Source organism: Pasteurella oralis (assembly GCF_002850605.1).
Classification (GTDB): Bacteria; Pseudomonadota; Gammaproteobacteria; order Enterobacterales; family Pasteurellaceae; genus Pasteurella; species Pasteurella oralis.
In genome coordinates this window covers 1-20,570 of record NZ_NXGB01000005.1, presented here as the reverse complement: position 1 = coordinate 20,570, position 20,570 = coordinate 1, and the positions used below count along the sequence as shown (strand labels likewise).

At 36.4% G+C, this 20,570-nt stretch carries 11 protein-coding genes and 1 pseudogene; 5 read left to right on the top strand and 7 right to left on the bottom strand.

Going from position 1 to position 20,570, the window contains the following annotated elements; translation table 11 throughout:
• Positions 1-9: 9 nt before the first annotated feature.
• Positions 10-675: pseudogene (locus C0975_RS07380) on the top strand (epoxyqueuosine reductase QueH); the annotation flags it as partial.
• Positions 676-841: 166 nt separating this feature from the next.
• Here C0975_RS07380 and C0975_RS07375 read toward each other — a convergent pair.
• The 3 genes from C0975_RS07375 to rng form a co-directional block, all read right to left on the bottom strand.
• Entirely contained in the window at positions 842-2,038 is a 1,197-nt protein-coding gene (locus C0975_RS07375; RefSeq protein WP_101775755.1) for an aspartate aminotransferase family protein, read from the bottom strand.
• 130 nt (positions 2,039-2,168) lie between these two features.
• Positions 2,169-3,617 (bottom strand): metalloprotease TldD, encoded by a 1,449-nt coding sequence (gene tldD / locus C0975_RS07370; protein WP_101775754.1) that lies wholly within the window; start codon positions 3,615-3,617, stop codon positions 2,169-2,171.
• 201 nt (positions 3,618-3,818) lie between these two features.
• Positions 3,819-5,294 carry a ribonuclease G gene (gene rng / locus C0975_RS07365; protein ID WP_101775753.1) on the bottom strand — a complete coding sequence of 492 codons (1,476 nt, stop codon included), beginning with the start codon at positions 5,292-5,294 and terminating at the stop codon, positions 3,819-3,821.
• A gap of 152 nt (positions 5,295-5,446) precedes the next feature.
• Between rng and putP the strand changes: the two genes are divergently transcribed.
• Positions 5,447-6,961 (top strand): sodium/proline symporter PutP, encoded by a 1,515-nt coding sequence (gene putP / locus C0975_RS07360; protein ID WP_101775752.1) that lies wholly within the window; start codon positions 5,447-5,449, stop codon positions 6,959-6,961.
• Positions 6,958-7,923, top strand: coding sequence for a tRNA 5-methoxyuridine(34)/uridine 5-oxyacetic acid(34) synthase CmoB (cmoB, locus tag C0975_RS07355; protein ID WP_101775751.1), 966 nt, complete (start codon positions 6,958-6,960; stop codon positions 7,921-7,923). Before putP ends, cmoB begins: the two co-directional genes overlap by 4 nt.
• A gap of 83 nt (positions 7,924-8,006) precedes the next feature.
• Here cmoB and fabB read toward each other — a convergent pair whose 3' ends face one another.
• The gene (gene fabB / locus C0975_RS07350; RefSeq protein WP_101775750.1) at positions 8,007-9,227 is read right to left on the bottom strand and encodes a beta-ketoacyl-ACP synthase I; all 1,221 of its coding nucleotides are present in this window, start codon (positions 9,225-9,227) and stop codon (positions 8,007-8,009) included.
• A 151-nt stretch (positions 9,228-9,378) separates the two neighbouring features.
• On the opposite strand from fabB, the gene mnmC reads away from it, so the two are divergent.
• Together mnmC and C0975_RS07340 are read left to right on the top strand one after the other, a co-directional pair.
• Positions 9,379-11,391 carry a bifunctional tRNA (5-methylaminomethyl-2-thiouridine)(34)-methyltransferase MnmC2/FAD-dependent 5-carboxymethylaminomethyl-2-thiouridine(34) oxidoreductase MnmC1 gene (gene mnmC, locus C0975_RS07345; RefSeq protein WP_101775749.1) on the top strand — a complete coding sequence of 671 codons (2,013 nt, stop codon included), beginning with the start codon at positions 9,379-9,381 and terminating at the stop codon, positions 11,389-11,391.
• 180 nt (positions 11,392-11,571) lie between these two features.
• The gene (locus C0975_RS07340; protein ID WP_101775748.1) at positions 11,572-14,559 is read left to right on the top strand and encodes a TonB-dependent hemoglobin/transferrin/lactoferrin family receptor; all 2,988 of its coding nucleotides are present in this window, start codon (positions 11,572-11,574) and stop codon (positions 14,557-14,559) included.
• A 75-nt stretch (positions 14,560-14,634) separates the two neighbouring features.
• Here the strand turns inward: C0975_RS07340 and C0975_RS07335 are convergent, their stop codons facing one another.
• The 3 genes from C0975_RS07335 to C0975_RS07325 form a co-directional block, all read right to left on the bottom strand.
• Positions 14,635-15,960: an L-cystine transporter gene (locus C0975_RS07335; RefSeq protein WP_101775747.1), complete on the bottom strand. Its 1,326-nt coding sequence runs from the start codon at positions 15,958-15,960 to the stop codon at positions 14,635-14,637.
• Positions 15,961-16,412: 452 nt separating this feature from the next.
• Complete coding sequence (locus C0975_RS07330; RefSeq protein WP_101775890.1) at positions 16,413-17,486, bottom strand: IS1595 family transposase; 1,074 nt, start codon at positions 17,484-17,486, stop codon at positions 16,413-16,415.
• 719 nt (positions 17,487-18,205) lie between these two features.
• Complete coding sequence (locus C0975_RS07325; RefSeq protein ID WP_101775746.1) at positions 18,206-20,458, bottom strand: N-6 DNA methylase; 2,253 nt, start codon at positions 20,456-20,458, stop codon at positions 18,206-18,208.
• Positions 20,459-20,570 lie beyond the last annotated feature (112 nt).

The following is a 20,570-nucleotide window of genomic DNA, read 5'->3' as shown; positions in this document are numbered from 1 at the left end:
AAAACAAGTAAAAGTAAAGATCCAAATGCGCCTTTCATCCGCCCTAAATTAGAATTACCAAATGGACATAACAAATTGTTATTACATTCTTGCTGTGCTCCCTGTTCTGGCGAAGTTATGGAAGCCATTCATGCTTCAGGCATTGAATTTACAATTTATTTCTATAACCCCAATATTCACCCATTAAAGGAATATTTAATTCGTAAAGAAGAGAATATCCGTTTTGCTGAAAAATGGGGCATTCCATTTATTGATGCGGATTATGATCGCCAAAATTGGTTTGATCGAGCAAAAGGCATGGAAGATGAACCAGAACGCGGTATTCGTTGTACTATGTGTTTTGATATGCGTTTTGAAAAAGCTGCTGAGTATGCGCATAACAATGGTTTTCCAGTATTTACAAGTTGTTTAGGTATTTCCCGTTGGAAAGATATGAACCAAATTAATGGTTGTGGACATCGTGCAGCAGAAAAATATGATGATGTGATTTATTGGGATTACAATTGGCGCAAAGGCGGTGGTTCACAGCGTATGATTGAAATCAGTAAGCGTGAACGCTTCTATCAGCAAGAATATTGTGGTTGTGTTTATTCTTTACGTGACACGAATAAATGGCGTGAAGCGAATGGGCGTCAAAAAATCGAAATTGGTAAGCTCTATTACTCTGCCGACTAATTCAATTGAAGCTTTCTTTTAAACGTCAGTTATATGAATGCCCACTTTTTGAGTCTAGCAAGACTTTTTAAATTGATAACCACCTTGTAAACAAGGTGGTTTTTAATTAGCAACAAAAAGTACAATAAATTCCGTAAGAATTGACCGCACTTTTTTACCCTCCTACTTAGCTCATCAAGCTGTTAGCTAATCTTACAAGCCCTAATTCTAATTCTTGTTCTGTAATATTCAAGGCTGGGGTAAAACGTAATACATTCGGACCTGCAACCAAAATCATTAAACCATTATTCGCTGCTTTTTTCACAAACTCACTTGCTTGACCATGATATTTGTCAATTAATTCTGCTCCAATTAATAAACCTTCTCCACGAATATTTTTAAACAACTGATATTGCTGATTAATTTGTTCTAATCCTTTTATCAATCGCGCTGAAATTTGTCTTACATTCTCTAAAAATTTTGCTTCTGAAATAGTATCAACAACTTTGGCAGCGACCGCGCAAGCCAATGGATTTCCACCAAAAGTCGTGCCATGCACACCTGGCGCAAAACTTCTTGCAATGATATCAGTGGTTAATATTGCTCCAATTGGAAAACCATTACCTAAGGCTTTTGCTGAAGTCAAAATATCAGGCACAACATCATACTTCATATAAGCATAAAAGTGCCCTATGCGCCCAACACCCGTTTGAACTTCATCAAAAATTAACAATGCATTATATTGAGAACACAACTCACGTAGCCCTAGTAAAAACGCTTTATTTGCTGGAATAACTCCACTTTCCCCTTGAATAGGCTCTATGATGACAGCACAAGTCTGCTCATCAATCACTGCTTTTGCTGCATTTAAATCGTTAAAAGGAATATGGATAATATCTGCGGGCTTTGGACCAAAACCATCAGAATATTTAGTCTGTCCCCCTACACTCACCGTAAAAAAAGTACGTCCATGAAAACTTTGTTTAAATGAAATAATTTTACTTTTCTGATAACCAAAATGATCTACAGCATAACGGCGCGCTAGTTTCAACGCGGCTTCATTCGCTTCTGCACCTGAATTGACAAACATCACTCGCTCAGCGAAGGTTTTTTCAACTAATTTACTTGCTAATGCTAAGGTAGGTTCACTGGTAAACCAATTACTTGAATGCCATAACTTTTGTCCTTGTCGTTGCAATATTTCCACAATCTCATCGGGACAATGCCCTAAACTGGTTACAGCAATGCCACTAGTAAAATCAATATATTCCTTACCATTCTGATCCCAAATTCGACAGCCTTTGCCTTTGACTGGAATAAAATCCGCAGGTGTATAGTTCTGAATCACGACCTGATCAAATAGTTCACGTGTATATTGCGTCATTAGCTTACCCTTTCTATTATCTTTTCTTTATTAAAGCATAGTTAAATAAAAATATTTAGTCAATATTAATGAATAAATATTCATTAATGTACATAAAAAATCCAGATAAAGTTATCTGGATTTTGTTGTTTTAATTCGTTCCACCAACTGTGATTTTTTCAATCTTCAATGCAGGTTGACCAACACCGACTGGTACGCTTTGTCCTTCTTTACCACAAACACCGATACCATGATCAATTTCAACTTGATCAGCAACCATTGAAATATTTTGCATTACTTCAATACCGCTACCAATCAAAGTTGCACCTTTAACTGGCTGAGTAATTTTCCCTTTTTCAATCAGATAAGCTTCTGATGTAGAGAATACAAATTTACCAGAAGTAATATCTACTTGCCCACCACCAAAATGCGATGCAAAAATGCCATGATCCACAGAAGCAATCAAATCATCAAACTGACTTTGCCCTGCCAACATATAAGTATTTGTCATACGTGGCATTGGTAAATGAGCATAAGATTCACGACGACCATTGCCTGTCGGCGCGACACCCATTAAACGAGCATTCATTTTATCCTGCATGTAACCTTGCAAAATTCCGTCTTTAATTAATACATTATATTGACCTGGTACACCTTCATCATCGACTGTAATTGAACCTCGACGATTTTGTAATGTACCATCATCAACAATAGTACATAATGGTGAAGTAACAAGTTCTCCGATTTTGCCTGTAAATAAGGAACTTTCTTTACGGTTAAAATCACCTTCTAAACCATGTCCAACAGCTTCGTGCAATAGTACACCCGGCCAACCAGCAGCCAGCACTACAGGCATCATTCCTGCTGGTGCTTCAATAGTATTCAAATTGACTAATGCTTGGCGCACAGCTTCTTTAGCAAAATAGGCTGCTCTTATTTCACCTTGTTCGCTCTCTAAAAACCAATCTAAACCGAAACGCCCTCCTGCACCAGCACTACCACGTTCACGTTTCCCCTCTTGTTCGACTAATACAGCAATCGATAAACGAACTAAAGGACGAATATCCGCAGCTAAAGTACCATCTGTTGCAACAATTAAGACTTCTTCATACACAGAACTTAAACTTGCAGAAACCTGTATAACGCGAGAATCTTCATGACGCGCGCTACGATCAACTAAATGTAACAGCGCAATTTTTTTCTCTTTACTTAAGCTATCTAATGGGTTAATTGCTTGATAACGTAAAATAGGTTCAACGGGATTAAATGCACTTGGTACTATAATATTACCTTGTTTTAACTGCGCGATGCCTTTCACTGCATTAGCACATTGCTGCAAACTCGCTAAATTGATTTGATCAGAATAAGCAAAGCCAGTTTTTTCACCACTTACGGCTCGAACACCAACCCCACGATCAATATGAAAACCGCCTTCCTTAATAATGCCATCTTCTAATACCCAACTTTCATCTTGGCTTAATTGGAAATAAAGATCTGCATAATCAATATGGCGATGTGACAATAAATCAAATGTGTTTTGCAAATCATTTAATGACAGGCTAGTTGGAGTGAGTAATGTATTACTGACAGTTTTAATCATAAATTTATATATTCATTAATAATAGAAAAAGTGCGGTGTATTTTATGTCATTTTTTGTAATGATGAAAGGAAGTAAATCAATGTTGATACTTTTGTACAATGTAGATTAAAAGAGTTATCAGATAGGCTTTAGCCTATCATTTTCATACAATCACAATCGATTATTTTTTATTGATAAGCTAAAGCTAATCCGACTAAAAACTACATCACTACTACATCAAACTGCTCTTGGTTGTAATATACTTCCGTTTTAATTTGTACTTGTTTACCGATAAAGACTTCTAATTCTGCCAGCAAACCATGCGATTCTTCATTAATTAAATAATCTGCTACTGCTCTTGAAGCGTATACCAAAAACTGTTCACTAGAGAATAAATGATGAACTCGAATAATCTCACGCATGATTTCGTAACAAACTGTTTCCACTGTTTTTACTCGCCCACGCCCTTGGCAAGAAGGACAATCACCACATAAAACATGTTCAAGGCTTTCTCTCGTTCGCTTACGAGTCATTTCAACTAAACCTAACTGTGTAAAACCATTTACACTGGTTTTTACGCGATCTTTTGCTAAAGCTTCTTGTAGTGATTCTAAGACACGATTGCGATGTTCATCTGTTTGCATATCAATAAAATCAATAATGATAATGCCACCAAGATTACGTAACTGTAGCTGTTGCGCAATCGCTTTTGTAGCTTCAATATTTGTGTTAAAAATTGTTTCTTCAAGATTACGATGTCCTACAAACGCCCCAGTATTAATATCAATAGTCGTCATCGCTTCAGTTTGTTCAATAATCAAATAACCGCCTGATTTTAAATTCACGCGCTTATTTAATGCTGTTTGGATTGCAGTTTCAACGCCATACACATCAAATAATGGCTGATTGCCTGAATAAAGCACTAACTTATCCACTAAAGTTGGCATAAATTCTTCTGTAAACTGTTTTACTTCTGTAAAACATAATTTAGAGTCAATTCTAATCTTCTCTAAACCAGCGCCAATGAAGTCACGTAAAATACGTTGTGTTAATGCCAATTCACCATATAGCATAGATTTGGTTGGATATTTAGCTCGACGTTCTAATACTTTACGCCATAAACGTTTTAAAAAATCAGCGTCTTGTTTCAGTTCCTCTTCGGTTGTACCTTCTGCCGCAGTGCGAATAATAAAGCCCCCTAGCTCATCACAAAATGGCAAGACCAATTCTTTTAACCTCGCTCGTTCTTCTTCACTTTCAATACGTTGAGAAACACCAACATGACTATTTTCTGGCATAAATACGAGATAACGCGAAGGTAAAGTAATATCCGTTGTTAAACGTGCACCTTTAGTACCAAGTGGATCTTTCACAACTTGTACAACAATATCTTGTCCTTCACGTACAAGTTCAGCAATATCTTTGACAACAAACTGTTTCTGCTCACTTTCTTCAACGCATTCTGTATGTGAAACAATATCTGATGCATGTAAGAATGCCGCTTTTTCTAAGCCAATATCAACAAAAGCAGATTGCATACCAGGTAATACTCGGGTCACACGTCCTTTATAAATATTGCCGACAATCCCACGTTTAGCTTGCCGTTCAATATGCACTTCTTTCAAAATGCCCATATCAACTAATGCAATACGGGTTTCATTGGGGGTAACGTTGACTAATAATTCAACAGAATCCATAACTCTACCTAACTTAATAATTTTTAAAAATAAATTGCCAATTAGTCTAACGAAAAGGGAAATAGAATAATAGTGCCAAATAAGGTAAAATGTGAGCTTTCTCAAATTTTGGCACATAAAAATAATACTTTTAGCATGTCTGTGAGGTTAGCATGTTTGGATTAGATCCAACAATAATTACATTTACTATTTATATTTTCGGTATGTTACTGATTGGCGTATTAGCCTATCATTATACCAATAATTTATCCGATTATATTTTGGGTGGTCGCCGCTTAGGTAGCTTTGTAACGGCAATGTCAGCCGGCGCATCTGATATGTCTGGTTGGCTACTGATGGGATTACCGGGCGCAATTTATGTAGCAGGTTTAATCGAAGGCTGGATAGCCATTGGACTCACTATCGGAGCTTATCTAAACTGGCTATTTGTTGCAGGTAGACTACGTGTTTATACTGAATTTAATAATAATGCATTAACGCTACCAGAATACTTCCATAATCGTTTTGGTACTTCACATAACATACTAAAAATTGTTTCTGCTAGTATTATTCTCGTTTTTTTCACAATTTACTGTGCTTCTGGCGTAGTTGCTGGCGCAAAATTATTCCAAAACTTATTTTCTGTCGAATATTCAACCGCACTTTGGTATGGCGCACTCGCAACAATTGCTTATACCTTCATTGGCGGTTTTCTAGCAGTTAGTTGGACTGATACTATTCAAGCTACTTTAATGATCTTCGCTTTAATTTTAACACCTATTTTTGTACTGCTTCATCTTGGCGGTCTTGACAATTTCACTTTGGTCCTTCAGCAAGCAGAGAATGCAATGCACAAAAACTTTACTGATATTTTCAGTAGTACAGCACCACTTGGTTTATTAAGCCTAGCCGCTTGGGGCTTAGGCTATTTCGGGCAACCACATATTCTTGCACGTTTTATGGCTGCTGATTCCGTCAAATCACTCAACAACGCACGTAAAATCAGCATGACTTGGATGATCCTGTGTTTATTAGGCGCAATAGGTATCGGTTTCTTCGGTATTGCCTACTTTTATGCAAATCCACAAGTCGCCAATTTAGTGAATAAAGAACCTGAACAAGTCTTTATAGAATTATCAAAATTACTGTTTAACCCATGGATTGCAGGGGTGCTACTATCTGCTATTTTAGCTGCAGTCATGAGTACATTAAGTGCACAATTATTAATTTCTTCTAGTGCTATTACAGAAGATTTTTATAAAGGTTTTATCCGTCCAAAGGCTTCTGATAAAGAATTAGTCTGGCTAGGTCGTGCGATGGTACTCACTATTGCAGCTATTGCAATTTGGATTGCACAAGATGAACACAGTAAGGTATTAAAGCTTGTCGAATTTGCTTGGGCAGGCTTTGGTAGCGCATTCGGTCCCGTTGTGTTATTTTCACTTTTTTGGAAACGCATGACATCATCTGCCGCATTATGCGGAATGTTAACTGGTACCATTGTTGTCTTTGGTTGGAAACACTGGACACTTGAGGGTTCCCAGTTACATCAACTGTATGAAATGATTCCGGGATTTTTGCTCGCTAGTTTGGTGATTATTATTGTGTCGCAACTGTCAGCCAAGCCAGAACAACATGTTATTGATACTTTTGAACAAGCAAAAAATGCTTATAAAAACGCACTATGATTGATTTTCGTCCTTTTTATCAACAAATTGCCACGACTCATCTATCTGCATGGTTAGAAACATTACCTTTGCAACTAAAGCAATGGGAAAAGCAAACTCATGGTGATTATGCCAAGTGGGCAAAAGTAGTCAATTTCTTACCACACTTACATGCCGATCATATTGATCTTAAAAGTGCGGTCAAATCTGAACAAATTTCACCTTTATCACAAGGCGAACAACAACGCCTTGTTTATCATCTAAGACAATTGATGCCTTGGCGAAAAGGGCCATACCATTTATATGGTGTACATATTGATTGTGAATGGCGTTCTGATTTTAAATGGGATCGAGTTTTACCTCACCTCGCCTCGCTCAAAGGACGTACTATCTTAGATGTGGGTTGTGGTAGTGGCTATCATATGTGGCGCATGCTAGGCGAAGGTGCCAAAATGGTGGTTGGTATCGACCCAACCGAGTTATTTTTATGTCAATTTGAAGCTGTACGTAAATTATTAAATAATGATCGTCGAGCAAATTTAATTCCTTTAGGTATTGAAGAAATGCAACCGCTCGCCGCTTTTGATACAGTATTTTCTATGGGAGTACTTTACCATCGTAAATCACCATTAGATCACTTAACCCAGCTGAAGAATCAACTTGTGCAAGGAGGTGAATTAGTTCTTGAAACGTTAGTTGTCGATGGTGATATCAACACAGTACTCGTCCCTGCTGATCGCTACGCTAAAATGAAAAACGTTTACTTTATTCCTTCTGTACCAGCTTTAATTCATTGGTTAGAAAAAGTAGGTTTTAAAAATGTTCGTTGTGTCGATATTGCAGCAACAACGCTAACAGAACAACGTAAAACAGATTGGTTAGAAAATGAATCTTTAGTTGATTTCTTAGACCCTCACGATCATTCTAAAACCATCGAGGGCTACCAAGCACCAACTCGCGCCGTCATTCTTGCTAATAAATAATGATACGAACAACAAAAAAGCTGACAACTCGTCAGCTTTTTTAATAAAACATAAAGGCAGATATGCTATCTGCCTTCGTTAAATTAGCCATGATATTTTTTGAAAATTAACGCTGCGTTTGTTCCACCAAAACCAAAGCTATTCGACATCACTGTTTGTAATCCCGCATTTTCAACCGTTTCCGTTACGATATTACAGCCTTGAGCCTGTTCATCTAAAGTTTCAATATTAATACTTGGTGCAATGAAATCATTATCTAACATTAATAAAGTATAAATTGCTTCATGCGCGCCAGCCGCACCTAAAGAGTGACCTGTCATTGATTTAGTTGATGAAATTGCTGGGATGTTATCACCAAACACATTTTTAATCGCACCTAACTCTTTCACATCACCGACTGGTGTTGAAGTACCATGCACATTGATATAATCAATTGGTGTATCTACAGTTGCCATTGCTTGTTTCATACAGCGCTCTGCACCTTCGCCACTTGGCGCGACCATGTCATAACCATCGGAAGTCGCCCCATAACCTACAATTTCAGCATAGATTTTCGCACCACGCGCAAGTGCATGTTCTAATTCTTCGACAACCACAACTGCACCGCCACCAGCAATCACAAAGCCATCACGGTTTGCATCATAAGCTCGTGACGCTTTTTCAGGGGTTTCATTGTATTTGGTTGACACTGCCCCCATGGCATCAAATTCAGTTGCACATTCCCAAGAAAGCTCTTCTGCCCCACCAGCAAAAACAATATCTTGTTTGCCAAGTTGAATTAATTCAAGTGCGTGACCAATACAATGTGCTGATGTGGCACAAGCTGAACTAATACTATAGTTCACACCACGAATTTTATATGGTGTTGCTAAACAAGCAGAAACACTTGATGCCATCGTTTTTGTGACTGCATAAGGCCCCACTGCTTTTACTCCACGTGGACCACGTACCGCATCACAAGCAATTAACTGGTTATGTGCAGAGCCTGTCCCCGCACCAATCACTAACCCAGTACGATCATTTGACACTTGTTCTTCAGTTAAGCCTGCATCTTCAATCGCTTCTTTCATTGACAGATAAGCATAAGCCGCAGCATCCCCCATGAAACGATAAATTTTACGATCGATTAATTCGCTTGGATTTAATTTAATGGTGCCTGCAACATGGCTGCGCATGCCAATTTCTACAAAATCAGGCACCACTTCGATACCTGATTTACCTGCTTTTAATGACGCCAATACTTCTTCTTTATTGTTACCAATACTCGAAATAATACCAAAACCAGTAATAACCGCTCTTTTCATAGAGTATTCCTTTTATTCAAAAAATGAAAATATGGTCGATAAAATAGCCTTCAAACTACAAGATTTCAAGTAGTAATTCGATCATTCGACCAGTATAGAAAATTTCGTTATTATAGTACGATTCAGCTTTTCTATAAAGGAATAAAAGGTCATGAATAAAGTTCAGTTTGCAGAAGTCCATTTCAACCAAGAAAATACACTCGTCTCTGCAAAATTTGACGATGTCTATTTTTCTAACCAAGATGGGCTCGCCGAAAGCCGCTATGTTTTTCAGCAAGGCAATCAGTTATGGCAACGTTGGCAAGATTATCCTGCAAGCCATTTTGTCATTGCAGAAACAGGATTTGGGACAGGGTTAAATTTTTTTGCGGTAACAACATTATTTCGTGAATTTCGCCAACAATATCCAGAGACACCGCTTAAGCGCTTGTTTTTCATTTCATTTGAAAAATATCCCATTCCACTTGAACAATTAATTCTCGCTCACCAAGCCTATCCCGAATTTATACAACTGGCTCAACAATTACAGCAATATTGGCTTGAACCTATCGAAGGTTGCTATCGCTTTCATTTTGCTGAAACTACGCTCGATCTTTGGTTTGGTGATCTGAATGATAACCTCCCTCAGCTTGGCGATTATATGTGTAATAAGATAGACGCTTGGTTTCTTGATGGTTTTTCGCCAAGTAAAAATCCACAAATGTGGAATGATACGCTGTATCAACATATGTATCGTTACTGCAAAGAACATGGCACTTTTGCGACTTTTACTGCAGCAAGTACAGTACGAAAAGGGTTAGAACAAGCAGGTTTTGCCGTCAACAAACGCAAAGGCTATGGCAAAAAACGAGAATGTCTACAAGGTAGTAAACTTCATGCAAGTCAAGCACACATTCACTTTCCATGGTATCTCGCACAACCTGCCCAATTTAAACGACAAGCTGATGTTGCAATTATTGGTGGGGGGATTGCTTCATTATTCTGTGCATTATCTTTATTAGAACGTCAAGCTAAAGTCACTCTCTATTGTGAAGATGAAGCGGTTGCCCTTAATGCATCAGGTAATAAACAAGGCGCATTCTATCCACAACTGAGCGATGATGATTTGCTTAATATTCGCTTTTATATTCATGCCTTCGCTTACGGACAACAACGCTTACAACAAGCAATTCAACAAGGTATTGCGTTTGAATATGATTTCTGTGGTGTAGCGCTTTGTGGCTATGATCATAAAAGTGCGGTCAAATTAGATAAAATTTCACATTATCAATGGTACCAAAGCTTATATCAAACGCTTTCACAAACGCAATTAAGTGAAAAAGTTGGCTTACCCTTACCTTGTTCAGGTGGGTTCATTCCGCAAGGTGCATGGCTTGCACCACGCCAGTTTGTACAAAACATGTTTGCTTATTTAGTTGAACGTGGACTTGAAATCAAAACTCGACAAAAAGTGACCGCACTTGAACAACAAGATAGTAGTTGGCAATTAAAGAATGCACAAGGAGAGCAATTTAAACATCAAGTTGTGATATTAGCAAATGGACATAAAATCACCGAGTTCGCTCAAACTGCACATTTACCTTTATATCCTGTACGCGGACAAGTCAGTGAAATTCCTACAGGCAAATATCTGCAGCAACTTAACACTGTGGTGTGCTATGACGGCTACCTCACACCAATGGCACAAAGTAACACACATTGTGTGGGTGCAAGCCATGTGCGTGATTGTGATACACGTAAATTTAGCCTAGCAGAACAACACCAAAATCAGCAAAAAATCCAAACTAATCTAAAAGTCAATTGGGTAAAAGAAGTTGATACATCAGGCAATCAAGCACGTGTTGGTATCCGCTGTGCCGTACGTGATCGTATTCCCATGTTGGGAAACGTCCCCCATTTTGAACAACAATTAGTAGATTACCAAAATCTTTACAACCTTCGCCGCCGTAAGCAACCGATAAAAAGTGCGGTCAATTTTGACAACTTATTCTTAATCGCAGCGCTAGGTTCAAGAGGACTTACTTCTGCGGCATTGTTAGGTGAAACCCTTGCTTCACTCATCTACCAAGAACCATTGCCATTAAGCCAAGATATTGTCCATCAACTCAATGCGAATCGTAGCTGGATACGCAAACTATTAAAAGGTAGCACGGTAAAAAAATGACAAAATTTATCCATCACGAACAACATTCATACTAAAAAATTATTAATTAATTTAATTAGTTAACTCATTTCATTCGTTAAAGACAATATTTTTAATATTGTCCTTTTCATTTCTAAATTCCATCTCTATAATTGCGAATAATTTTCATAATCAATATTAATAATAACCTAAGAGGTCCCTATGCAATTAAACAAGCAGTCTGCACTGATGCTAACCGCTTTAGCTTTAAGCCAACCCCTACTTGCGGAAGAAATTGAGCAAGTTGAACAACTCGATACGATTGTTGTTTCTGGTGCGAGTGGCGCTGAAGATATCAATATCCAAGAAAAGAAAGTGGGTGAAACTCAAATTAGTGCACAAAAAATTAGCAAACAACAAGTATCAGATAGCCGAGATTTAGTTCGTTACGAAACTGGCATCACTGTCGTTGAAACTGGACGTACAGGCGCTAGTGGTTATGCAGTACGTGGGGTTGATGAAAACCGTGTTGGTATTATGATTGATGGGCTGCGTCAAGCTGAAACTTTAAGTTCACAGGGATTTAAAGAATTATTTGAGGGCTATGGTAATTTTAATAACACGCGTAACGGTGTTGAAGTAGAGAATGTCAAAGTCGCGACCATTACTAAAGGAGCCGATTCAATTAAATCAGGCAGTGGAGCACTCGGCGGTTCAGTGATGTTTGAAACAAAGGATGCGCGTGATTATCTGATCGATAAAAATTATCATATTGGTGTCAAACGCGGTTATCAAAGCATGAATAATGAAGATATGACATCTGTTACTGTGGCTGGAAAATATAAATGGTTTGATGTGTTATTTATTAATACGCGTCGTGAAGGTCATGAAATCGAAAACTATTTTTATGATATTTATAAAACGAAAGAAGAAGACAAAGCTGCTGTAGGTAAGACGCGTGAAAAAACCGATCCTTATGATATTACTCGAGATAGCACTTTAATTAAATTTGGTTTCCAACCACATGAAGAACATCGTTTTACTGTGGCATTAGATGATTCCAAATTGCGATCACGTGGTGAAGATTTATCTTATACTTTGCGCCCAAGTAGCTATGTTGATACCGAAATCTATGGTGAAAGAAAGACTAACGATAGCTCTCATCGTAAAAATATTCAATTTGTTTATGAAAACTTTACGCAAACTGCACTTTGGGATCATTTCAAAGTGTCATTTTCTTCCCAAAAAATCAAAAATAATGCCAGAACAGATGAATATTGTAGTGGACCAAAATGTGTTTCTGTCTTAAATGAGCAAGGTTTAACGCTTGATAGCAGTACAAATGTTAATAAAATTGTAGATAAACATGGAGGCGAAATTACTGCTGATGTAGTCGATGGACGTTGGAGTAAAGAAGTGAAATATAAAAACTCTAAAGGCGAAGTGATTTCAGGGTTTGATTACCGTGAATACTCGCCACAAACAACGTTGATTGACTGTTCTAAAATTGATTGTAAGAAAAAATTTAAAGTATTTGTCAAAAAAGATGAGAACTATAATGACGTTTATAAATTTCAGGATAGAGATATCACGATTAAAACCCTTGCTGATGGTCGTCAATATGGTGAAATTGAATTGAAATCAATAGCAAACAGCTGGGGCGGTAAACAATACGAAGACGTCAAATTTATTCTTCCCTTCTCAACTGGTTATAGCCGCAATGACTACAATGATCGCGATCTGAATACGGATACGAAACAAATCAATTTAGATTTTGATAAAGAGTTCTCGACTTGGGGAATAGCACATCAACTGAAATATGGTGGTCTATACGGTAAAACAACCAAAAGTATGGTAAACAAAGACGGTTATAAAGGTGGTAATGTTCAATGGTGGGCAGATGCATTTTTCTGTAATCAACGTAAACCTGGTACATTTCCACCAGTCTATGAACCACGCCCAGATTACTGGCCTAGTGGTACTTGCACGGGTAATTTAAGAGAAAATGTGAATGGTCGTTATAGTTATTTGATTCCAGTAAAAACGAAAAACCAAGCAATCTATCTTGGTGATAAAATTACGCTTACTAATTGGCTTAATCTAGATCTCAATTATCGCTATGACAAAGTCGAACACCGCCCAAGTTATGATCCAAGTGTTCCTGTACCAAAAGGACTCATTGCGGGTATTTTTATTCCATTACCCGGTAATTCTTATGGTATTGGTGCAGAATGTGGCTATAACACTGAATGTATGAACAAAAATGTTGCACAAAACTTGGCAATTATGCTGCAAAATAAAACATATAAACATCATTCTTATAATCTAGGCGTAAACTTAGATCCCTTAGATTGGCTGCGTGTACAATTAAAATACTCAAATGGGTTTAGAGCACCAACTTCTGATGAAATGTTCATGACATTTAAACATCCAAGTTTCTCAATTACACCGAATGTAAATTTGAAACCCGAAATTGCTAAAACAAAAGAGGCGGCACTGACTTTATATAAGAATCAAAGCTTCTTAACATTAAGCGCATTCCAAACCAATTATGATAATTTCATTGATTTAGTTTATGTAGGACAACGTGCAGTAGATGAAGGAAGTTCACTCACCTACCCATTCTATCAAAATCGCAATAGAGATCATGCTAAAGTTACGGGAGTTGAAGTCAGTGCACGTTTAGAATTAGCAGAACTTTATAGCAAATTAAAAGGCTTCAGAGTAGGTTATAAATTGACACATCAAAAAGGCAAAATCGAAGGAAAAATTCCGATGAATGCGATTCAGCCGACTACCGCGGTGTATAATATTGGTTATTCAACGGAAGATGACAAATATGGAATTGACTTCTTCATCACCGATGTCGCGGAGAAAAAACGCAGTGAAACTTATAACATGTATTGGGAAGGTCAAAAGAAAAATGGCACGTTAATTCAAGGTCAGAAAGTCACTGACAGCACATTAGCATGGCGTAATAATCACTATACGACAATTGATGCTATTCTTTATGCCAAACCAATTAAAAATCTGATGTTAACCGCAGGTCTATATAATATGACTAATAAAAAGTATATTACTTGGGATTCGGCTCGCTCAATTCGTTCAATTGGAACAATTAATCTCATTGACCAAAATACTGGTGCAGGGATTAAACGTTTCTATGCACCGGGCAGAAACTTTAGATTATCTGCGGAATTAACCTTCTAAGTTATCAACTAAAAGTAAAAGAGATAGCACTACGCTATCTCTTTTTTACTGTTCTATTTACTCATAATGAGGCGTTTAATTACTTTTACCTAATATTTGATTCGTCACCGTACCTGCGACCATTGCGCCATTGACATTCAATGCGGTACGTCCCATATCAATTAAAGGCTCAATAGAAATTAATAACCCTACCAATGCAAGTGGTAAATTCAACGTAGAAAGTACCACGATGGCAGCAAAAGTCGCTCCGCCGCCAACACCTGCAATGCCTAATGATGAAATCGTGACAACTAAAATCAATGTTGCTAAATAAGTGAAACTAAAAGGGTCAAGTCCAACTGTTGGTGCCACCATGACCGCTAGCATTGCAGGATAAATGCCTGCACAGCCATTTTGCCCAATTGTTGCCCCAAAAGTTGCAGCAAAATTCGCAATCACACTGTTATTCCCCAATTTATTCGTTTGTGTTTCAATGTTCAGTGGCAATGTGGCGGCACTAGAACGAGAAGTAAAAGCAAAACTTAATGTGGGTAACACTTTTTTAAAGTAGCTCACTGGATTCACTTTAAAAAGTACCAATATCAGTGCATGTACCACGAACATGAATAAAATGGCTAAATAAGAGGCAACGATAAATGAACCTAAATTGACAATATCTGCCCATTTTGATGTTGTTGCCATTTTAATCATGAGTGCAAATACACCATAAGGCGTTAAACGAATCACCATACGCACTAAACGCATGATTAATTTATTCAATGTATCTACCCCTTGTGCAATACGTTCGCCTAATGCCTGATCTTCTTTACTTAAACTTAATGCTGCAACGCCTAACAGTGCAGAAAATAACACGACACTAATAATAGAGGTTGGATTCGCTCCTGTTAATTCTAAAAACGGATTTTTAGGAATAAATGAAAGTAACATAGCAGGAATCGTCAAACCGCTAACTTTTTCCATTCTTCCTTCGACACGGCTCTGAGCAGCTAATTCACGTTCACCAGCAACTAATCCCTCTGCACTCAGATCAAATACATAAGCCATAGCAATACCAATTGCTGCAGCAATTGCAGTAGTCACTAATAACACGGAAATCACACTGAAACTGATTTTCCCTAAAGCACTTGCCTGATTTAAACGGGTAATCGCAGATAAAATTGAAATAAAAACTAATGGCATGACAATCATTTGTAGTAAGCGTACATAGCCATTACCCACTAAGTTAACCCAGTCTAAAGTATGATTAATTACCTCTTGACTCGCTAGCTGTAATAATGCACCACCAACTAAACCCAATATCAAACCAATAAACACGGTAGTACCAAGTTTCTGTGTACGTTTAAAAATCCATGCCAATAGCACGAGTAATGCGACAAAAATAATAAGATTTATCACGGTCATAATTTGCTCTCAATACGAATAAAAAAACTACATATGATTAAATGGGAATTTCTAATAAACTACAACTACTTTTTTGCTATGGGTTATAATCTTTTATTATATAAACCCGCCTAAAATTGAATAAAAAAAGACCGCACTTTTGCTTTAAAAATAAAGTGCGGTCTATTTTGGTAAAATTTCCGGTATTATGTAGCAGTTGCACAAAGCCAAAAAATCAAACAGTTAATCTCAAAAAGAAAGCCTTTGGCTCAATAAAGCTAAAGGCTTTTTAATTCACAGAAAATCTTCCATTACAAGTAGATAGGCGATATTTACTCTTGCGGTAAGAGATATTTCTTTATGCATGCGAAGCATTGCGGGAGATTTTATGCATATTCCGTATAAAGCAAAGCCACCATAAACATTTTAAATTACCCATAAGATATTTGAGTAAGGTGTACATTGGTTTTTGTTTATGCTGCATTCATGTAGTGTAAGTCGTTTGAAGCGGTTAGACTTGCTAAGCCAAACAATGCTTCAGCTTTTTTATTGCCTTGCCAGTAACCTGTAAAATCTCGTGAAGGTAAGGTGTTTAAGCAACATTTTAGTAATTGCTCAAATTTCTCTTTGACACTTTTTCGGCGGTTATCTTCTCGCCATACAATTTCATTTGCATAGAACATCAGATATTTATTGTTCATCTTGTGATAGATACCTGTAATGGCTCGTCGTAGTCGTGCGAAAAAGGATTCAGCAAGATTATTCGTTATACCATCAATCGAACGATACTCTTGAGAATGATTTACTCGCCATAAATCATAATAAAAGGTAAGGCAGTCATAGGCAGGATTTTCATCAGCATGAATCGTGCTGCTTGGCTTGACTAATCGTTGCGTTAAATGAAGTATATCTTGCGTATTTTCTTCCTTTACTAAAGCAACGATACTTCTATCAGCCCCTTTCATGACTTCTTGATTAGCTGCACGTTGACGGAATACCAACACACAAGACTTATCTGCACGTTGATAGCGTTTCTTCCGTCTATCAATACGTTTATGGCGAAAGTTTTTAGGGCGAATGTAGTAGTTCGTGTAAGCCCCATCAATATGAACCTCGCCATGTAGCGGAGTTAAATCTTTGGCTTTATCAAGGGATTCACGAAATTTATGTAGCAACACCCATGCAGTTTTGTATTGTACATTGAGTTTATGTGATAACGTAATGGCGGATAAGCCTTTACTTTCGGTCGCAAAATAGAAAATGGCTAACATAATTTTACGTAAAGAAAGTTTTGCACCTTGAAAAATCGTGCCTGCTGTAATAGAAAAACGATGCTGGCAATGTTTGCACTGCCATTGTTTACGAGTAGAAATGAAATAGGCGTGGTGGTGAGCATGACAATGCGGACAAATAACATCGTTCATTTCATCTACATTACCCCATCGAGCTTGTTTCAATAGTTGAAAAATTTCGGCATCAGATAAGCTCGCTAAGCTATCTACCGATAGCTGGCGTGCTGCCGCTGATAACCGAAAATGTTGTGCCATAGAAACAAAAATCCCTTCATTAAAACTTTGAAATTTCCAAGCCTTTTTAGGCTTAAAAAACAAAGTCATAATGAAGGGACTATTCTCTGTGGGCAGAAATGTATTATTTTATAGGGTGTTTTTCAAGTTCTTTCTTTTGTCAAGTAATTTTTGAAAATTTCGGTATTTTTGAAACTATCCAGTTGGAGAAAGGGCTGGATTATGTCAAGAAAAATTTTTTGATGAGTTTAATTGCTGATATGTTGAACAATATTTAATGTGACAGCCATAAATCAATCATCCCATAATTTGAGCATACCATTCCTAAATGAAATGCTATATGGAAACCCCAGATTTTATTACATAACTTCCCACTACATATTCAATACTAGCATGCAGCAGACACAGTAATAAAACCCAAAGGGGCTGCTTTAAAGTGCGGTATAAAATTCGCTGATTTTCTTTTGTATCAAACAAAAGAAACCTTGTTAGACTATACCTAACGAGATTTCTAATCTGTCAAAAAAATGAGCAATTTATCAATTCAAAGACTTATATAGTTCAATATTGTTTCAAGAAATTTCTACTGAGCAGATGATGAAATCTGTGTTTCAACCTTTTCCAGATGAGCTATTGAATAGAAGGTCTGAGAATAAACCTAAGACTGAGAATGAGGTAAGGGTTAATCCAATCAAGATGAGGATTAGATAAAAATAGCGAGCCTTTTGGCTCGCTATTTTTCAAAGAATAGATAATATATCTTTATTCATATTATTTTTGACCTCATTTAACCTATCAATAGCATTATGATATTCCGCCATATGAGTTTTAACATATTGCTTCTGTATGTTAATAGGTATATGTTCAATCAAATATTCTTTAAAAATTTTCTTATCTATTGTTAATTTAGATGTTCCATCAGCAAGATCTGCAACAATATTATTCCTTATAGCTGAAAAATATATATTATAGAATTGCATATCCACAGGATAATCCTTGTTATTTTGGGATGTCAAAATATAACAAAGGTTGCTTGCAATAAATTTTCCGTTTACATAATGTGTTCTACCTAACGAACCACCAGCTTTAGCAGCATAAATAATAGATTCACATTCATGGGTATATTCAATATGCTTCTTTTTTTCTTCCGATGCTGTAATAAAATCATATTCGCCACTCTCATCAGCATCACTACTAGCTAATATTCCATCATCCACATGGAACAAATCTCCTATTCTCACTAAAGGATAATTACTATTTTTCTGCTTTCTGAACCCTGCAGGATTTAAAACCCCTTTGCTATCATATATTTTTCTTTTTTCACAGATTCCTCTTACTTCTTCCAAATTATTAATGCAATCAATGATTGCATTTTCTATATCATTCCATCTATTATTTTTATCTAGCCTTCCTTTATGTTGGACACTAACAAAGCCATCATCTTGTAAGTTATAGAATAATACATTATCACTTTTTTGATGAGGTGTCTTGGTGAAGCCAAATATAGATGTATTAACAATCCTTTTCTGCTCTGAAAATATATTCAATGGCATTTTGATTACAAAATCCAATTTTGCAATTTTTAATATTTCCTCAAGCAGTCCATCTTTATTTTTATTCAAAGTTGGAGTAGGCATAATGATAATAAGTTTTCCATTCGCTTCGATGAACTTTAATGCCTGAAGAGTAAATTTAATAGATTGATTCTTTTCATATGGGGGATTTATTATACATTTTGTAGGTTTTAATCCTTTAATATATTCTAATAGTACAGAATCGTAATTATTGACTATTTTCTTATTATCATCCAATAAACTTGATCTAAATAATAAGTTAGAACGCCCATCTCCATGTAAAAACATGTTAGAACAAGCTAAAGAGAATAATACAGAATCTAATTCAAATCCAATAAGCTGATTACTTTTTATGTGATCTATTTTTTCATCATTCTCTTCGGCTAGGTTAATCAATCTCTCCATTGCCTCCATTAAAAATCCACCAGTTCCCATACAAGTATCAATCACAACGTCATCAACACTTAATCTAGCTAGCTTCAGCATTAATCCTTTTATATGATCAGGAGTTAAAATAATGTTCTTACTCTCTGCACTTCCTGCTCTCGAAAGAAAGATTTTATATGCTTTTCCTAATATATCTTGCTTCTCATCTAAAAGATATGAGGTATATATTTTATTCTCTATCTTTTTGATAATCTCTTTGTACTCTTTAAGACCAAAATCTATATTTTTAATAAATGAAAATTTATCACCCCAACTATATTCTTTTGATAGGTTGTTTATTTTTGACTCTAATTGAATTTCTATTGCATCAACAATAGATTTATTTAAGTAATGAGCTTGTAATAGCGTTACTGATGTCTTAGATATGTCTTCTTTAGAAGGGGCAGATATATTTTTATATGTATTTCTAAAGTTTTGGTTGGTTAAAGCAATCATTAACCCTGAGAAAAATAAGCTTCTTTCGGTTTCTCTGATATTTCCTTTATGAAAATCTTCATTGAGTCCCTTTATAACAGTTATCAATTCATCTTCTGATATAACCTCTCCATATTTATGTCTTAGGAATTTTTTGTATAATGACTCTAATTTTAATAGAGAGTCTTTTACTTTTAATTTTTTTATTTCTCCATCTTCAAGCAGCTTATAAAAATAGGTTACTTTGATTTGTTCTAAGTTTTGTCCTGATACTGCAATACCTATAATGTCTGTATCTATGTTATTTTCAGACATATAAAATTTTACTTCATCTTCAGCATCTGAATGTTTTATTGCCTTAACCTCAACGATTATTGAGTAGTTATTATTGGTATCTTTAAAAAAATCAGGATACCCTTTATATCCTGTTCCTTTCTTTGATTTAAATCCGTAATAATTTGGTATTGCTGATTTCTCAATAAAACCATCATCCTTATAAAAATTACGAAATATATTTTCGGTAATAGACTCACTAATATTCAGAGATTGTTTAGACATTAACAACCTCCCAAAAAAGTGTTGAGATATAATTCTTTATAGGATAGCCTATTTATAGGCTTGTAGGCTTGTAGGCTTGTAGGCTTGTAGGCTTGTAGGCTTGTAGGCTTGT